At 73.9% G+C, this 17,052-nt stretch carries 17 protein-coding genes; 11 read left to right on the top strand and 6 right to left on the bottom strand.

All coding sequences use genetic code 11. The features are described 5' to 3' along the window. The gene (locus AB0637_RS03450; RefSeq protein ID WP_366169773.1) at positions 1-891 is read right to left on the bottom strand and encodes a helix-turn-helix transcriptional regulator; all 891 of its coding nucleotides are present in this window, start codon (positions 889-891) and stop codon (positions 1-3) included. Positions 892-978: 87 nt separating this feature from the next. On the opposite strand from AB0637_RS03450, the gene AB0637_RS03455 reads away from it, so the two are divergent. Beyond that, positions 979-1,686, top strand: coding sequence for an SDR family NAD(P)-dependent oxidoreductase (locus AB0637_RS03455; RefSeq protein ID WP_366169774.1), 708 nt, complete (start codon positions 979-981; stop codon positions 1,684-1,686). Between the two features lie 6 nt (positions 1,687-1,692). Here the strand turns inward: AB0637_RS03455 and AB0637_RS03460 are convergent, their stop codons facing one another. After that, positions 1,693-2,271 carry a hypothetical protein gene (locus AB0637_RS03460; protein ID WP_366169775.1) on the bottom strand — a complete coding sequence of 193 codons (579 nt, stop codon included), beginning with the start codon at positions 2,269-2,271 and terminating at the stop codon, positions 1,693-1,695. Between the two features lie 96 nt (positions 2,272-2,367). Between AB0637_RS03460 and AB0637_RS03465 the strand changes: the two genes are divergently transcribed. Continuing rightward, complete coding sequence (locus AB0637_RS03465; RefSeq protein WP_366169776.1) at positions 2,368-2,784, top strand: hypothetical protein; 417 nt, start codon at positions 2,368-2,370, stop codon at positions 2,782-2,784. 79 nt (positions 2,785-2,863) lie between these two features. Further along, the gene (locus AB0637_RS03470) at positions 2,864-3,769 is read left to right on the top strand and encodes an SDR family NAD(P)-dependent oxidoreductase (protein ID WP_366169777.1); all 906 of its coding nucleotides are present in this window, start codon (positions 2,864-2,866) and stop codon (positions 3,767-3,769) included. A gap of 12 nt (positions 3,770-3,781) precedes the next feature. Here the strand turns inward: AB0637_RS03470 and AB0637_RS03475 are convergent, their stop codons facing one another. Further along, entirely contained in the window at positions 3,782-4,435 is a 654-nt protein-coding gene (locus tag AB0637_RS03475; RefSeq protein ID WP_366170033.1) for a YoaK family protein, read from the bottom strand. Positions 4,436-4,650: 215 nt separating this feature from the next. Between AB0637_RS03475 and AB0637_RS03480 the strand changes: the two genes are divergently transcribed. From AB0637_RS03480 to AB0637_RS03505, 6 genes are read left to right on the top strand one after another with little or no spacing between them, the layout of a single operon-like run. Further along, positions 4,651-6,339: an ABC transporter substrate-binding protein gene (locus AB0637_RS03480; RefSeq protein ID WP_366169778.1), complete on the top strand. Its 1,689-nt coding sequence runs from the start codon at positions 4,651-4,653 to the stop codon at positions 6,337-6,339. Then, positions 6,339-7,295 carry an ABC transporter permease gene (locus tag AB0637_RS03485; protein WP_366170034.1) on the top strand — a complete coding sequence of 319 codons (957 nt, stop codon included), beginning with the start codon at positions 6,339-6,341 and terminating at the stop codon, positions 7,293-7,295. The genes AB0637_RS03480 and AB0637_RS03485 overlap by 1 nt, the downstream gene beginning before the upstream one ends. After that, positions 7,292-8,179 (top strand): ABC transporter permease, encoded by an 888-nt coding sequence (locus AB0637_RS03490; RefSeq protein ID WP_366169779.1) that lies wholly within the window; start codon positions 7,292-7,294, stop codon positions 8,177-8,179. The genes AB0637_RS03485 and AB0637_RS03490 overlap by 4 nt, the downstream gene beginning before the upstream one ends. Before the next feature lie 56 nt (positions 8,180-8,235). Further along, entirely contained in the window at positions 8,236-9,978 is a 1,743-nt protein-coding gene (locus tag AB0637_RS03495; RefSeq protein WP_366170035.1) for a gamma-glutamyltransferase, read from the top strand. A gap of 5 nt (positions 9,979-9,983) precedes the next feature. Then, entirely contained in the window at positions 9,984-11,546 is a 1,563-nt protein-coding gene (locus AB0637_RS03500) for an ABC transporter ATP-binding protein (RefSeq protein ID WP_366170036.1), read from the top strand. Between the two features lie 2 nt (positions 11,547-11,548). Continuing rightward, positions 11,549-12,178 carry a GntR family transcriptional regulator gene (locus AB0637_RS03505; protein WP_366169780.1) on the top strand — a complete coding sequence of 210 codons (630 nt, stop codon included), beginning with the start codon at positions 11,549-11,551 and terminating at the stop codon, positions 12,176-12,178. A 228-nt stretch (positions 12,179-12,406) separates the two neighbouring features. Here AB0637_RS03505 and AB0637_RS03510 read toward each other — a convergent pair whose 3' ends face one another. Continuing rightward, positions 12,407-13,243: an NAD(P)H-binding protein gene (locus AB0637_RS03510; protein ID WP_366169781.1), complete on the bottom strand. Its 837-nt coding sequence runs from the start codon at positions 13,241-13,243 to the stop codon at positions 12,407-12,409. A gap of 96 nt (positions 13,244-13,339) precedes the next feature. Between AB0637_RS03510 and AB0637_RS03515 the strand changes: the two genes are divergently transcribed. Further along, a complete protein-coding gene (locus AB0637_RS03515; RefSeq protein ID WP_366169782.1) occupies positions 13,340-13,996 on the top strand; it encodes a TetR/AcrR family transcriptional regulator in 657 nt (218 codons plus the stop codon). Between the two features lie 4 nt (positions 13,997-14,000). On the opposite strand, the gene AB0637_RS03520 is transcribed toward AB0637_RS03515, so the two are convergent. Beyond that, complete coding sequence (locus AB0637_RS03520) at positions 14,001-14,813, bottom strand: DNA-formamidopyrimidine glycosylase family protein (protein ID WP_366169783.1); 813 nt, start codon at positions 14,811-14,813, stop codon at positions 14,001-14,003. Between the two features lie 71 nt (positions 14,814-14,884). On the opposite strand from AB0637_RS03520, the gene AB0637_RS03525 reads away from it, so the two are divergent. After that, positions 14,885-15,907 carry a CapA family protein gene (locus tag AB0637_RS03525; RefSeq protein ID WP_366169784.1) on the top strand — a complete coding sequence of 341 codons (1,023 nt, stop codon included), beginning with the start codon at positions 14,885-14,887 and terminating at the stop codon, positions 15,905-15,907. Between the two features lie 13 nt (positions 15,908-15,920). Here the strand turns inward: AB0637_RS03525 and AB0637_RS03530 are convergent, their stop codons facing one another. Then, positions 15,921-17,003, bottom strand: a complete 1,083-nt coding sequence (locus AB0637_RS03530) for an alkene reductase (protein WP_366169785.1) — start codon at positions 17,001-17,003, stop codon at positions 15,921-15,923. Positions 17,004-17,052 lie beyond the last annotated feature (49 nt).

The raw sequence follows: 17,052 nt of genomic DNA on the forward strand, positions 1-17,052 counted from the left end.
TCAGGCTCGCATGGTGCGTGCCGATGATCCTGCACCGCCGGTGGCGACCCCGCCACCACCCCCCGCCCCGCCCAGCCGAGCAAGGCGTTCGGCGTCGACGGAGCCCGGCGCAGCGGAGTACACGACGACCCGGACGTCGCTGCCGGGGACCTCGAGCACGTCGCCGTCGAGCGTCATGGGCCCGACCTCGGCGTGGTCCACCCGCTTGCGCATGCCGAGGTAGCGCGCAGGTCGCGCCGACGTCCAGCGCTCGACGAACTCGGGGCTCCGCTCGGTCAGCGCCGCGACGAGGTCGGCCAGTTCGGCGTCGTCGGGGTGCTCCAGCAGCGCCACCCGCAGGTCCCCGACGATCGCGTCGCGGAACACCTCGTCCTCGGCCGGATCCACCCAGACCCGCGGGTTCGGTTCGACCAGTTCGTACCAGACGACGTTCCGTTCGCGTCCCCGCTTCAGCAGGGGGTCGCCCAGCAGTGCGGTCCACGCGGGGTTCCAGCGCAGCACCCACCAGTCCGCGGAGTAGACCGCGGCCGGCAGCGGGCCGAGCCGTTCGACCAGCCGCTCGGCGGCGACGGGCACGTCACGTCGCACCGCACCCGTGGGCGCGGCGAGGCCTGCGGCGCGGTGCAGGAGGGCGGTGTCCTCGTCGGTCAGGCGCAGGGCGCGGGACAGCGCGGCGACGACGGGCGCCGAGGGCCGAGCCGCCCGGCCCTGCTCGAGCTGGACGAGGTAGTCGACCGAGACGCCCGCCAGCAGCGCGAGCTCCTCACGCCGCAGCCCCGGGGTGCGCCGGGCGCCGCGCGCGAAGCCGGTCCCCTCCAGCGGGCAGCCGCGCCGGAACTCGCGCAGCAGGCCGCCCAGCGCACGCGTCGTCCCGGGCGTGGTGGTCGTCACGGCTTCATCCTGCCCCGGGTGGTGCTGACGGTCCCCCCGACCGACGTCGCCTTCCCCGGCCGGTGGCCCGCCCGCAGGGTGGTCGCCATGACCACCACACCGCCCGTCACCCTCGTCACCGGTGGGAACAAGGGCCTGGGCCTCGAGACCTGCCGACGGCTGGCGGCCCTCGGGCACACCGTCCTCCTCGGCGCGCGCGACCCCGAGCGCGGACGGGCCGCGGCCCACGACCTCGGGGTCACGTGGCTGCCGCTCGACGTCACCGACCAGGCCGGTGTCGACGCCGCAGCCGAGGAGGTCCGCCGTGAGCACGGCCGCCTCGACGTCCTGGTCAACAACGCCGGCGTCAACAGCGCCGTGGCCCCGGTCGAGGAGTTGAGCGCCGACGCCCTCGCCACGCTGCTCGACGTGAACCTGCTGGGCGTCCTGCGCGTCACGAACGCCTTCAGTCCGCTGCTGCGCGCGTCCGCGCACCCGCGGGTCGTCATGGTCTCCTCGACCGTGGGCTCCTTCGCCCGCACGCTGGAGATGGACCTCTTCGACTGGCGGATCACGCCGCCGGCGTACGCGGTGTCGAAGAGCGCCGTGACGATGCTGACCCTGAAGTTCGCCCGCGCCCTGCCGGGTGTCCTCGTGAACGCGGCCGACCCCGGCTACACGCGCACCGACCTCAACGGCGGCGACGGCGTGCAGACCGTCACCGAGGGAACGGATGCCGTCGTCCACCTCGCGACGCTGCCCGACGACGGGCCGACCGGGACGTTCGTCGACCGGCGGGGCGTCGTGCCGTGGTGAGGCGGGTCAGGCCAGCGCGTCGACGACGGGGGCGAGGAACTCCTCGAAGGCGCGGGCGTCGCGCCGCAGGGCGGTGCTGACCAGGACGTCGTCCCCGGACAGCACCCACCCGACGGGCTCGGTGAGCGGCAGCAGTCGGACGGTGAGCCGGAACGGTCGCACCGGGCGTCCGAGCCGGCGCTCGTAGCCGTTCACCCAGCGGGTCACGTGCAGGGGATCGTCCTGCCGGAACCGGTCGGCCTGTTCCCGCTTCCGGTCGTCGATCCACCGCCAGCACGCCCGGTGGTGCCGTTCCGCCAGGGCCCGCACGGTCGGCAGGTGCTCGAGACCGTCCCAGTCCGGCGGTGAGGGCGTGACCTGCTGCTGCTCGCTGAGCGTGCGCCGCCACCAGATGCCCCACTCTCGGACCGCGGCCGAGGAAGGGGCAGCTGCGGCGGCGGAGGGCGCGGGATCCAGGGGGCCGACGTCGGGCTCGCCGACGACGAAGGGCGCGAGTCCTGCGGCGTCCCGCACGTAGAGGGCCAGCAGCAGAGTCTGGTCGAGGTCCTCGCGGACCTCCCAGCTCGTCGTCCCCTCGCGGTGCACCCCGGCATCGTCGTGGGGCCGCGCTCCCACCGGCAAGGTCTTGCGTCCGGTCCACCCGAGCGTCAGGCTGGCCTGACGAACGACCGGGAGGCGACCATGACCGTCCAGACGACCGTCGACGCACTCGAGCGCGAGCACACCCTGCTCACCGCGGCCCACCGCTACGACGACCTGCGGCTGCGGCACACGCTGCTCGGATCCGACACCGACACCGACACCGACCACGAGCGCGCGCACCTGCCTGAGGACGAGGCCCTGGAACTGCTGGCCCTGGGGGAAGTGCTGTCCCGCAAGGCCTCCTACGGCCGACAGCTCGCCGTCCGGGCGGCGCGCGCGGCGGGGGCGTCGTGGTCGCAGATCGCCGCGGCCACCGGCGTCACCAAGCAGAGTGCGTGGGAGGCGCACCAGGCGTGGATCCAGGGGCAGGCCGACGCCCACCGCACCCGCGACTGGGAGGGGTTCACGGCCGAGGAGGAGCGGGACGCGCGCCGGCTGGCCGGGTCGCCGGACTGAGGGCGCAGCGCGCGGGCACCAGGCGCATGATCGCCCTGTGGTCGCACCGTCCCGGGTGCGCGCGAGGCGGGGAGTCGACGTGAGCAGCACGCGGTGGACGGCGGGCGACGTGCCCGACCAGCACGGACGGGTGGCGGTCGTCACCGGCGCCAACACGGGGCTGGGGTTCGAGACCGCGAAGGTCCTCGCCGCGCGGGGCGCGGCGGTCGTCCTGGCCGTGCGCGACGTGGAGAAGGGGGCGGCGGCCGCGTCCCGGATGGGTGGGGACGTCTCCGTCCAGCGGCTGGACCTGTCGTCGCTGACGTCGGTGCGGGAGGCGGCCGAGGCGGTGCGCGGCCGGCACCCCCGCATCGACCTGCTCGTCGACAACGCCGGCGTCATGTACACCCCGCGCCGGACGACGCAGGACGGGTTCGAGCTGCAGTTCGGCACGAACCACCTGGGGCACTTCGCCTTCACGGGTCTGCTGCTCGACGCGCTCCTGCCCGTGCCCGGGTCGCGGGTGGTGGTGGTCAGCAGCGTCGCGCACCGGGTCCGCGCCGCGATCCACTTCGACGACCTGCAGTGGGAGCGGTCCTACTCCAAGGTCGCCGCGTACGGGCAGTCCAAGCTGGCGAACCTGCTCTTCACGTACGAGCTGCAGCGCCGTCTCGCGGCGCACGCGACGAGCACGATCGCCGTCGCGGCCCACCCGGGGATCTCGAACACCGAGCTCGTCCGGCACACCCCGGCGCCCGTGCGCGCGCTCATGGACCGGCTCGGGAACGTCCTGACCCAGCCCGCGGCGATGGGGGCGCTGCCGACCCTGCGGGCCGCGACCGACCCCGCCGTCCTCGGTGGGCAGTACTTCGGCCCGTCCGGTGCGGGGGAGGCGCGGGGGTACCCCCGCCAGGTCGCCAGCAGCGACCAGTCGCACGACCTCGCCGTCCAGCGGCGGTTGTGGACGGTCTCGGAGGAGCTGACGGGGGTCACCTTCCCCGTGTGAGGCGCGTGTGCGTCAGCGGGTGGCGTGCGCCCGGAGGTGCCCGAGGACGGCGGCGACGAGGGAGATGGCGGCCGCGGTGCCGAGGCCGGCGCCGACGTGCCAGCGCAGCAGCGCGGCCCCGGCGGCCGCCCCGGCGAGGATGAGCACCACGGCGCCGAGACGGCGTCGCCACCCGTCGCCGTTGCCGCCGGCCAGGCGGGAGTCGGCGGCCAGGCCCGTCAGCGTGGACGTGACGACGACGGTCGTGACGTCCTTGACCGCGAGCCGGCGCGCGGCGGCGGCCTGACCGCCCATCGCGATGCCCAGCACGGTGGTCACGGCCAGCGCGGCCGGCGGCGGGGTCGTCCCCGCCGGGACGGGCAGCCCGTCCATGACCGACGTCACGGCAGCGAGACCGGCCAGCACGACCCCGACGACGACGAAGACCCACGTCGAAGCGGTCGTCCACCCCGTGGCGGCCGTGCGCAGCACCCGGCCCACGAGGGCGGCGCCGGCGAGGAAGCCGAAGAGGGCGAGCACGGGCCCGACGATCGGCAGGTTCTCCGACCCCGTGAGCGCCATCCCGAGGATCACGACGTTGCCCGTCATGTTCGCCGTGAAGACGCGGTCCAGGCCCAGGTAGCCGACCGCGTCGACGATGCCGGTCGAGAACGTCAGCACGAGCATCAGCGCGAGGTGCCAGGACGCCCGGTGCGGACCGGACCCCTTCGCGGTGGACGGCTCGGTGGTCTTCCCAGGGGTGACCTCGGGGGGCATCGCGTTCTCCTGCTCGGCGGGATCCGAACCCCGGGGCCTCTTGAAACACCGGGGAAACACAGGAAGAGTACGGTGCTCGGATTGTATACGTTCGGCCGCTGAATCCGACCTGCGAGAGGTTCGCGATGACTGCTCGACCAGCCCTGCTCCGACGCCTTCCCCACGCCCTGCCCGGTGCACTGCCCCGGGTGCTGCCCGCCGCGCTGCTCGTGCCGCTGCTCGGCCTCGCGGCGTGCGTCCCCGTGCAGCCCGTCGGCCAGGCCCCCGAGCGCGAGGACGTCACGGGCGTCGCGATCGGTGACCGTCCCGTCCGCGACGGCGGCGACCTCGTCATGGCCCTGTCGGCCGAACCCGACCGGCTCGACCCCACGACGTCGTCCTCGCTCTACACGCGCTACGTCATGAACGCGATCTGCGAGAAGCTCTACGACATCGACGCCGACGGGAACCTCGTCCCGCAGCTCGCCGCCGCGCTGCCGACGACCTCCCCGGACGGCCTCACCGTCACGATCCCCGTCCGCTCCGGCATCCGGTTCGCCGACGGCACCCCGCTCGACGCCGCGGCCGTGGTCACGACCCTCGAACGGAACCTCACCCTCGAGACGAGCACGCGCAAGAGCGAACTCGGCCCCGTCAGCGACGTCGAGGCCGTCGACCCCGCGACCGTCGTCGTCCGCTACAAGACGCCGTTCGCGCCGCTCACGGCCTCCCTCGCCGACCGCGCCGGGATGGTCATGTCCCCGAAGGCGCTGGCGGAACGGGGCAAGGACTTCGGCGACCACCCGACGTGCGTCGGGCCGTTCAAGTTCGTGGACCGGGTGCCGCAGACGTCGATCACCGTCGAGCGCGACCCGAACTACTACGCGGCGGACCAGGTCCACCTCGACAGCATCACGTACCGGATCATGACGGACGCCAACATCCGCGCCGCGAACCTGCGCTCCGGTGACGTCCAGGTCGCCGACAGCCTCTCGCCGCAGGACGTCGACGCCCTGCAGCGGGAGAAGGGCATCGGCCTGCTGCAGACCGGGTCCTTCGGCTACCAGGGCGTCACCTTCAACCTCGGGAACACCGACGGCGTCGGGAAACCCCCGGGCCGCATCGACACCCCGCTCGCGACGGACCCCCGCATCCGCGAGGCGTTCTCGCTCGCCGTCGACCGGCAGGCCCTCGTGAACTCCGTGTTCAACGACTGGTACGAACCGGCCTGCTCGTTCATCTCCCCGGACAGCACCTACGCGACCGACGCCTCGAACGCGTGCCCGCCGCACGACCCCGCGCGGGCCAAGCAGCTGCTCACCGAGGCCGGCGTGCCGTTGCCGTACACGATCAAGGTGTCGGCCTCGAACAGCGCCGACACCCTCCGGCTCTCCCAGGCCCTGCAGGCCAGCGTCCTGGAGGCCGGGTTCCGGCTGGAGATCGAACCCGTCGAGTACTCGACCCTGCTCGACCAGCAGTCCTCGGGGGACTTCGAGGCCGTCCAGCTCGGCTGGTCCGGCCGCGTCGACCCGCACGGGAACTCCTCGAGCTTCCTCACCACCGGCGCCGGCAACAACTACTCGGGCTACTCGAACCCCGAGGTCGACACGCTGCTCAAGCGGGCCGCGCAGAGCACCGACCCGGCCACGCGCGCCGACCTCTACGGACAGGTCGTGACGATCGTCCAGCGGGACAACCCGATCGTCTACCTCTACCGCGTGCGCAGCATCACCGGGTACGTCGATTCCGGCGAGGGCTCCGTCGCCGGTGTCGAGACCTTCGCCGACGGTGTCGTCCGCCTCGGACGCGCCGCCTTCCTCCAGGAGAGTGAGTGATGGGACGTTTCCTGCTGTCCCGGCTGTGGCAGAGCGCCGTGACGCTCGTGCTCGCCTCGATGGTCGTCTTCGCCGGGGTCCGCGCCCTCCCGGGGGACCCGGCGCTCGCCGTCGCCGGCGAGGAGGCGACCCCCGCCGCCCTCGCGGCCGTCCGGGCCGACCTCGGCCTGGACCAACCCGTGTGGGTCCAGTACTGGAAGTTCGTCACCAACGCGCTGACGGGTGACCTCGGGACCTCGGTCCGCACCGGAACCCCCGTCACCGAGCTCATCGGCGCCACGTTGCCGGTGACGGTCTGGCTGTCGGTCTACGCCATGCTCTTCGCCGTCGTGTTCGGCCTCGCCATGGGTGTCGTCGCGGCCGTGCGCCGCGGCACCTGGGCCGAGGCCGGTGTCAACGGGCTCTCGCTGCTGGGGTTGTCGGTGCCGAGCTTCTGGCTGGGGTTGCTGGCGATCCTCTACCTCGCCGTCGGGCTGGGGTGGTTCCCGGCCTCCGGGTACGTCTCGCCGGGGGAGGACCCGCTGCGGGCGCTGCACCACCTGACGCTGCCCGCGGTCATCCTCGGCGCCGGGATCGCCGCCGTCGTCATGCGGCAGACCCGCGCCTCGATGCTGCAGAACCTCTCGGCCGACTACGTCCGCACGGCCCGCGCCAAGGGCGCCTCCCGGTCGGCCGTCGTCCTGCGGTTCGCGCTGCGCAACTCCCTCGTCGTCGTCGTGACGCTCGTCGGGTTGCAGCTCGGCGGGCTCATCTCCGGCGCCGTCGTGACCGAGCGCATCTTCGGCCTCCCGGGGTTCGGCAAGCTGACGCTGGACTCGGTGTTCAGCCGGGACTACCCCGTCATCGAGGGTGTCGTCCTCGTCGTGACCCTCGCCTACGTCGCCATCAACCTGGTGGTCGACGTGCTCTACACCGTCCTCGACCCGCGCATCCGCGTCGCCGGAGGTTCCCGATGAGCCAGACCGTCCAGGCCGCCGACCGGCTCGAGGTCGACCTCGGGTCCAGCCGCGGCGTCGTGCTGCGGCGCATGCTGCGCAACCCCTCCGGCGTGGTGGGGATGGTGCTGGCCGCGCTCGTCGTCCTCGCCGCCCTGCTCGCCCCCGTCCTCGCGCCCTACTCTCCGACGCAGGTGCACTTCGAGACGCCGTTCCAGGTGCCGCGCACCGTCGGGTTCTGGCTGGGCACCGACGACCTCGGTCGTGACGTGCTGTCCCGCATCCTCTTCGGCCTGCGGGCCTCGCTGCAGGTGGCGCTGCTGGCCGTCGTGCTCTCGATCGTCGTCGGCACCCCGCTCGGCCTCGCCGCCGGGTACTGGCGCGGGCTCGACGCCGTCGTGTCGCGCGTGACGGACGTCGTCCTGGCGTTCCCGTTCCTCGTGCTGGCCGTCGGGCTGGCCGCCATCCGTGGCGCGAGCCTCGGCAACGCCGCGATCGCCCTGGGCATCGCGCACGTGCCGCAGGTCATCCGCGTGGTGCGCGCCGAGACGCTGCGGCTGCGCGGGGCGGAGTACGTGCTGGCGGCCAAGACGATGGACGCCTCCGGGGTCCGGATCCTCGCCACCCACGTCCTGCCGAACGCGGTGCCCTCGATCGTCGTGCAGGCCACGGTCATCGTGCCGGCCGTCGTCATCGGCGAGGCGCTGCTGTCGTTCCTCGGGCTCGGCATCCAGCCGCCGACCCCGAGCCTGGGCATCATGCTGTCCGACGCCCAGCAGTACATCTTCCGGGCGCCGACGGCGGCGCTCTTCCCGGGCCTGGCGATCGTGCTCGTCTGCCTGGCCTTCAACCTGTTCGGCGACGCCCTGCGCGACGCCCTCGACCCGAGCGGAGACCACCGGTGAGCTTCACGCCCCCGACCGACCACACCACGCGACCCACGTTGCGCGGCACGTTCGGCATGACGGCCTCCACGCACTGGCTCGCCTCCGCGACCGGCCAGTCGGTCCTGGAGCGCGGCGGGAACGCCTTCGACGCCGCCGTGGCCGCCGCGTTCGTGCTGCACGTCGTCGAACCGCACCTCAACGGCCCCGGCGGCGACATGACGGGGGTCTTCGCCACCGCGCAGGACTCGACGCCCGTCGTCCTCAACGGTCAGGGCCCGGCGCCCGCCGCGGCGACGATCGAGCACTACCGCGCCGAGGGGCTCGACCTCGTGCCCGGTGCGGGCGGGCTCGCGGCCGCCGTGCCCGGTGCGGTCGACGCGTGGATGGTGCTGCTGCGCGACCACGGGACGTGGGAACTGGCCGACGTCCTCGAACCGGCCATCGGGTACGCCCGCGACGGCCACCCCGTCGTCGGCCGGGTCGGGACGACCATCGCCTCGGTCGCCGACCTGTTCCGCGAGCACTGGCCGAGTTCGGCGGCGTTGTGGATGCCGGAGGGGCGCATCCCGGCGCACGGCGACGTCATCACGAACCCGGCCTGGGCGCGGACGCTGGAGCGCCTCGTCGAGGTGGGCAAGGACGCCGGGTCGCGGGTGGAGCGGATCGAGGCGTTCCGCACCGAGTGGCGCGAGGGGTTCGTCGCCCGCGAGGCCGTGGAGTTCCTCCGCACCCCGCACCGGCACTCCTCCGGCACCGACCACGCGGGCGTCCTCGAGGTCGCGGACTGGGCCGCGTTCTCGGCCGGGTACGAGACCGCCGCGACGGTCGAGTTCCGCGGGACGACGGTCGCCAAGACCGGCCCGTTCGGCCAGGGCCCCGTGCTGCTGCAGGCGCTGCGGATCCTCGACGGGTTCGAGGACGCCGACCTGGACCCCTCGACCGTCCGTGGCGCGCACACCGTCATCGAGGCGCTCAAGCTCGCCCTCGCCGACCGCGACGCCTGGTACGGCTCGGCCGCGGACCCGGACGTCCTCCGGGAACTGCTCTCGGAGGAGTACGCGGCCGCCCGACGCGCGCTCATCACCGACCGCGCCTCCCACGAGTTCCGCCCCGGGGCCGTCGGCGGCCGGGAACCGCACGTGCCGCCGCTGCGCACCGACGCCCCCTCGGCGGTCGGCGTCGGTGAACCGACGATCGGCGAACCCACCGTCGAGCGCACGGGCACCACCCGCGGCGACACCTGCCACGTCGACGTCGTCGACCGGTGGGGGAACGTCGTGTCGGCCACGCCGTCCGGCGGCTGGTTGCAGTCCTCGCCGACGGTCCCCGAACTCGGGTTCTGCCTCGGTTCGCGGTTGCAGATGACGTGGCTCGACGAGGAGTCGCCGTCCGCGCTGCGGCCGGGGGAACGGCCCCGGACGACCTTGACGCCGACGCTCCTGCTCCGCGACGGAGTTCCCGTCGAGGCGCTGGGAACCCCCGGCGGCGACCAGCAGGACCAGTGGCAGCTCCTCTACCTGCTGCGCACCCTCGTCGGCGGGTACGACCCCCAGCAGGCGATCGACGCGCCCGCCCTGCACACCACGTCCATGCCCGGGTCGTTCTGGCCGCGGACGTGGACGCCGGGCGGCGCCGTCGTCGAGGGCCGGCTCGGGGACGACGTCATCGCCGGTCTCGAGGAACGCGGCCACGTCGTGACGCGGTCGGGCGACTGGTCGCTGGGCCGGCTCTCGTGCGCGGGGCGCGACCCCGAGACGGGTGTGCTGCACGCCGCCGCGAACTCCCGCGGCGCCCAGGGCTACGCGGTGGGGCGGTGAGCGACGTGACGAACCTGCTGGAGGTCGAGGGCCTCGAGGTCGCCTACGGCGCCACCGAGGTCCTGCACGGCGTCGACGTGACGGTCCGCCGCGGTCACCGCGTCGCGGTCGTCGGCGCGTCCGGATCCGGCAAGTCGACGACCGCTGCCGCTGTCCTCGGGTTGCTCCAGGGCGCCGGTCGCGTCACGGGTGGCCGGGTCGTCGTGGCCGGGGACGACATCACCGCCGCCCTGCGCGGCCGGGACGAGAACCGCCTGCGGCGCCTGCGCGGGCGGCAGATCGGACTCGTGCCGCAGGACCCGATGTCGAACCTCAACCCGTCGGCCCGCGTCGGCCGGCAGGTGGCCGAGACGCTCGTCATGCACGGGCTGGCGAAGGGTTCCGCCGCGCGGGACCGGGCCGTGGAACTGCTGGAGGAGGCGGGCATCCCCGACGCGGGGAAGCGGTCCCGGCAGTACCCGCACGAGTTCTCCGGCGGGATGCGCCAGCGTGTGCTCATCGCGATGGCGCTGGCCGCCGAACCGGAACTCCTCATCGCCGACGAACCCACGTCGGCGCTCGACGTCACCGTCCAGCGGCAGATCCTCGACCACCTCGACCGGCTGACCGCCGCGCGTGGGGCGTCGCTGCTGCTCGTGACGCACGACCTGGCGCTGGCGGCCGACCGCTGCGACGACGTCGTGGTGATGTCCGAGGGCCGGGTCGTCGAGACGGGTCCGGCGGCTCAGGTGCTGCGGGCGCCGACGGCGGAGTACTCCCGCGCGCTCGTCGCCGCCGCCCCGGCGACAGCGGGGCGCACCGCTCCGCGGGAACTGCCCGAGCGGACCCGGGACGACGTCCTCGTCGTGCAGGACCTCGTGAAGGAGTACCGGATCCGCGGGCAGCGGGAGAAGCTGCGGGCGGTGGACGGGGTGTCGTTCAGCGTCCCGGTCGGGACGACGACGGCCGTCGTGGGGGAGTCGGGGTCGGGCAAGACGACGACGGCCCGGCTCGTGCTCGGGCTCGAGGACCCGACGAGCGGGACGATCGCCGTCGACGGCGGACGCCGCGACGTGCAGCCGGTGTTCCAGGACCCGTTCGGTTCGCTGGACCCGACGATGACCCTCGAACGCCTCATCGACGAACCCCTGCGGATCGCCCGCGCCGGCGACCCCCGCAGCCGTCGCGCCCGGGTCGGTGAGCTCCTCGACCAGGTCTCGTTGAGCCGCACGCTGGCCCAGCGCCGCCCGTCGGAACTGTCCGGTGGGCAGCGCCAGCGCGTCGCCATCGCGCGGGCGCTGGCCCTCAACCCGAAGGTCGTCGTGCTCGACGAGGCGACATCGGCGCTGGACGTCCTCGTGCAGCAGCAGGTCCTCGGGCTCCTCGAGCGGCTGCAGGAGGACCTCGGCCTGACGTACCTGTTCATCACGCACGACCTCGCCGTCGCGCGGCACCTGGCCCACCAGGTGCTGGTGATGCGTTCCGGCCGCGTCGTGGAACAAGGCATGATCGGGGACGTGTTCGACCACCCCCGCGAGGAGTACACCGCCCAGCTGCTGTCGGCGATCCCCGGCCGCTTGGCGGCCTGAGGGTGGGGGCGTCGGCGGAGCGGGTCGTCGAGCAGTTGCGGCGCGACGTCCTCGGCGGGTTCTTCCCGCCGGGGACGCGGCTGACGGAGACGGCCCTCGTGGACCGGTACGGGACCTCGCGGGTCCCCGTGCGCGAGGCGCTGCGGGCGCTGGCCGGTGAGGGGTTCGTCGACCTGCGCCCCAACGCCGGCGCCCGCGTCGCCGAGGTCCCCGTCGACGACCTCGCCGACCTGTACTCGGTCCGCTGCGTCGTGGAGGAGATCACCGCGAGCCGCTGCGCCCGCCGGGTCGCGGCGGGGGAGACCGCCGTGGTCGAGGAGCTCACGGAGATCGTCGAGGCGGGGTTCGCCGCCCTCGACTCCGGCGACCCCGTGCTCGGAGCGGAGCTGAACTCGCGGTTCCACGGCAGCGTGGCGCGGTTGTCCGGTTCGCACAGCATGACCCTCGTGCTGCGCCGGGTGAGCGAGCAGATCCAGTGGGCCTACGCCACGACCGTCCCGCAGCAGGGCCACCGGGCCTGGACCGAGCACCGCCGGATCGTCGCCGCCATCGCGACGGGGGACGAGGCGAAGGCCGGGCAGGCGATGGTCAAGCACGTCGAGACGTCGCGGCGGGGTTTCGCGCGGGGTTGACGGACGGACCCCCCAGCGCTGCAGCCATCGCCGTCAGGGGCCTCCCGGCACGGCGTGTCGTCGGCGTGTCGTCGGATTGGTGCAGCGCTGGCAACGGTCTCAGCGCGGAGCGCTGCGTTCTCGGGACGGCGGCTGGCTGGCCACCGGCGTGCGTCGAGGAGTTCTCGCCGGACCCTGACGGCGCCTTGACGTCCACTGCGGTCGAGGGCAGGGGCGCAGGTGGGGGTGTCAGCGGAACAGCGCCACGTTGTCCTCCACCCACGTCCTGAACGGGCGCGGACGCCGGCCGGTGATCCGTTCGTACTCGGCCGAGAGGGCCGGTGCCGTCCCCACCGCGCGTCGCCAGTCCCCGATGAGCTGACGGGCCCACACCTCCGGGACGTGCTGCGAGAGCAGGGCGAACGCCTCCTCCTCGGTCTGCTCGTGGACGCCGGTGGGGCGCCCCACGACCTGGCCGAGGACGTCGACCTGCTGCCGCAGCGTCAACCGTTCGGGCCCCGTGAGGACCGGGGCGCAACCGGTGAGGGAGTCCCCGGTCAGCGCGGCGACGGCGACGTCGGCGACGTCCCGCTCGTGGACCGGAGCCTGCACGGCGTCGGGGTACGGCAACGGGACGGGAGTTCCGCGGCGCACGGACCAGCTCCAGTGGGCGGCGTTGGCGGCGAAGGCGCCGGGCCGCAGGAACGTGTGCTCCAGCCCCGAGGCCCGCGCCGCGGCCTCCACGCGCAGGAACCGCGCCCCGTTGAAGTCGTCGTGCGCCCCGGGGAAGGTGACGGCCGAGGACGACAGCAGGACGACGTGCCGCACGCCGGCGGCGGCCACGACCGCGAGCAGCCCCTCCGGGTCGGACGTGTCGGCGTAGAGGAACACCCGGTCCACGCCGACGAGGGCGGGGGTGAGCGACGTGGGCTCGTCGTGGTCGGCGGCGGCCGTGCGCACGGAGGCCGGCAGGTCCAGCTGCTCCGGGCGGCGCGAGGTCGCCACGACCTCGACGCCGCGTTCCAGGAGGCCGCGGACGACCCCACCGCCGACCGCCCCACGGGCACCCACCACGAGAACCGACACCAGGACCTCCTCCATTGACGAACACCATTGACGAACACCGTTCGCGAACAGTGTTCGTCGAGAATGTCGATCGCGTCAAGCGGGTAGGGTCTGACCGTGCGTCCGGAACCCGTCTCACGTCGCGGGGGACCCGCCAAGGCTCCGTTGTCGCGGCGGGCGATCGTCGAGGCGACGACCGAGCTCGCGCGGGAGGACGGCCTCGCCGCCGTCAGCCTGCGGCGGGTGGCGACCCGGCTCGAGACCGGACCGGCGTCGCTCTACGCGTACTTCGAGAACCGCGAGCAGCTGCTCGCGCACGTGCTCGACGACGCCTACGCGCGGGTCGACCTCGTCGACGGGGACCGCCGGACGTGGCGCGACGCGCTCGCGGCCACGGTCGTGAACACGGTCGACGCCCTGCAGGAACTCCCCGGGCTGGGGTCGGTCGCGCTGGGGTCGGTGCCCGTGCTGCCGGGGGCGCTCCGGCTCGCCGACCACGAACTCGGGCTCATGGAGGTGGGGGGCGTGCCCGCCCCGCGGGCCGCCCTCGCGGTGGACCTCCTCGCCCAGTTCGCCGCGGCGACCGCGGTCGAACGTGGCGACCCGTCCTCCACGGCGCTCCGACCGGTCGACGTGCGCTCCGCCTACGAGTCCGCCGACGCCGAGCGCTTCCCCCGGGTGGTGCGCGCGGCCGCCGCGCTCACCGGGCCGGACGCGGCGGCCCGGCGCGACTTCGCCCTCGCCACGATCATCGGTGGCCTGACGAGGAGGTGACGCTTCAGGCGGCGCCCTGTTCCTTCGAGCACCACCACGTCGTCCGTCCGCCGACGGTGGCCCGCACCATCGACGCGCCGCAGCGTGGGCAGTGCCCGCCGGACGTCCGGTGCGGGATCACCTCGCCGGTGTGGACGCCGCCGTGCTTCACGGCGTGCCGGATGCCCGCCCGCAGCTGGCGCCGGAGTTCGTCGAGTTCCTCCGTGCGCAGGTCCCCGGCCGGACGACGCGGGTCGAGGTGCGCCCGCCAGAGCACCTCGTCGGCCAGCAGGTTCCCGATGCCCGCGACGACGGACTGGTCGAGCAGCCGTGCCTTGAGCGGCGCCGTCCCGCGACCCACCCGTTCCCGGAACTCCTCGCGCTCGACGTGCTCGGCGTCCGGGCCCAGCGCCGACAGGTCGGGGTCGAGGCGCACCCGGCCCAGCCGGCGCTTGTCGAGCAACCGCAACGTCCCGCCGTCGGCGAACGTCAGCGTGAACCGGTACCACTCGTCCTTCGCCACGCGCGGCAGCTTCGGCGTTCCCTCGTAGTCGCCGCCGACGACGCGCTCGCCCTCGGCGGAGGTGATGACGATGCGCCCGCTCATGCCGAGGTGGATGCCGAGGGCCGGACCGTCGTCGGAGGTGTCGCACCACATCGACTTGCCCTGGCGGTGCGCCGCGGTGAGCGAGCGGCCGACGAGGGCCGTGCGCAGGTCGCCGGGCTGGTGGGGTCGGCACTCGTAGGTGTCGTTGTCGTCGACGTCCGCGATCTCGCGGTGCAGGCCGCCCGCCTCGACGACCTGGCGGGCCGATTCGACCTCGGGGAGTTCGGGCACCCGCGGAACGTAACCGAGCCGCCGCGCTCGCGCTCCCCGACGGCGGGTCGACGGGCACCTAGAGTGCCGGGGTGCGGAAGCGGTGGGGCGCGGTCCTGGTGGTGACGGGCCTCGTGGCCGCGGGGTGCTCGGGCGAGCCCGAGGCGCCCACCCCCCGCCCGGTGACGATCGCCGTCGCGGGCGACGTCCACTTCGACGGCACGAGCGAGAAGGCGCTGGACCCCGGCGGACTGGACGCGATCGCGCCCGTCCTGTCGCGCGCGGACCTCGCGGTCGTCAACGTCGAGACGGCCATCACCGACCGCGGCGACGCGGCGGGCAAGCAGTACACGTTCCGTGCGCCCCCGCGGGCGCTGGGCGCCCTGGAGGACGCCGGGGTCGACGTCGCGGCGATGGCGAACAACCACAGCCTCGACTACGGTCGCACCGGGTTGAAGGACACGATCGCCGCCGGCAAGGCGCAGGGCCTGCCGGTCGTCGGGCTGGGCGAGGACGCCGACAGCGCCTTCGCCCCGCACCGTGTCACGGTGCACGACAACCGGATCGCGGTGTTCGACGCGACCCAGGTCCTCGACTCCTCGCTCGCGAAGGCGTGGACGGCGACGGACGCGCAGCCGGGGCTGGCGTCGGTGCAGACCTCCTCCGGGGCGTCCCGGCTCGTCGCGGCGGTGAAGGCCGAACGGTCCCGCAGCGACTCCGTCGTCGTCGTCCTGCACTGGGGCAAGGAGCAGCAGGACTGCCCCACCGACGCGCAGCAGACGATCGCCCACGACCTCGTCGCAGCCGGGGCGGACGCGGTCGTGGGCTCGCACGCGCACGTGCAGCTCGGGCAGGGGTACCTGCAGGCCGGAGGTCGGAAGGGTTTCGTCGACTACGGCCTGGGGAACTTCGTGTTCTACGCCAAGAAGGCGGCGGCCGTGGAGACGGGCGTCCTCGAACTCACGCTGCCGGGGACCGGCGGGGTGTCCGCGGCGCACTGGGTGCCGGCGACGATCCGCTCCGGCGTCCCCGTCCCCCTGACGGGCGACGACGCCGCAGAGGCGGTGCAGCACAAGGAGTCCCTGCGGTCCTGCACCGACCTCGCGGCGTCGTGAGAGGGGCCTGGTCTCAGGCGCGCGTCTCCGGCAGGAACGGGTAGTCCGTGTAGCCCTCGGGGCCGGTGCCGTAGGACGTCGTCGCGTCGAGGGCGTTCTCCGGGTGGCCGCCCTGCCAGCGGGCCAGCAGGTCCGGGTTGGCCATGACGGCGCGGCCCACGGCCACGACGTCCGCGACGCCGTCGGCGAGGTAGCCCGTGGCCTCCTCGCGGGTCGTCACCTGGGCGAAACCGGTGTTCACCATGAGCGGGCCGCCGAAGTGCTTGCGCAGACCCTGGACGAACTCCCCGGACGGCTCGGCGTGCAGGACGCTGAGGTAGGCCAACCCCAACGGCTGCAGCTGCTCCACGAGGTGGGTGTAGGTCGCCTCGACGTCGGCGGGGTCCTTCTCCCAGGCGTCCTGGATGTTGTGCGCGGGGGAGATGCGGACGCCGACGCGACCGGCGCCGATCTCCGCGGCCACGGCCTGCGCGACGCGGACGGTCAGCCGCGCACGGTTCTCCGGGGACCCGCCGTACTCGTCGGTGCGCTGGTTGGCGCCCGGGGCGAGGAACTCGTGCAGGAGGTAGCCGTTGGCGCTGTGGATCTCGACACCGTCGATGCCGGCGTCCACCGCGCGACGCGACGCGGCCACGAAGTCGGCGACCACGTCGTCGATCTCGGCAGCGGTCAGCGCGTGCGGGACGGGGTAGGGCTTCTTGCCCAGCGGGGTGTGCGCCTCGCCGGAGACGGCGATCGCGCTGGGGGCCACGATGCGGTCGGTACCGGTGATGTCGGTGTGCGAGACGCGCCCGCCGTGCATGACCTGCACGACGATGCGCCCGCCGGCGGCGTGCACGCCCTCGGCGACCTTGCGCCACCCCTCCTGCTGCTCGTCGGTCACGAGACCGGGCTGGCCGGGGTAGGAGCGCGACTCGTGGCTCGGGTAGGTGCCCTCGGAGACGAGGAGGCCCAGGCTGGCGCGCTGGGAGTAGTGCTCGACCAGCAGCTCGTTGGGGATGCCCTCGGCGCCCGCGCGGGTGCGCGTCAAGGGGGCCATCACGAGGCGGTTGGGCAGGGTGAGGTCGCCCAGGGCGACAGTCGAGAACAGATCCATGTGCAGCTGCAACAACCGGACCGCGGTCCGTCTTCCCGCCCCCGTAGAG

Origin of the sequence: Kineococcus sp. NPDC059986, from assembly GCF_040702905.1 — a bacterium.
Lineage (GTDB): Bacteria > Actinomycetota > Actinomycetes > Actinomycetales > Kineococcaceae > Kineococcus.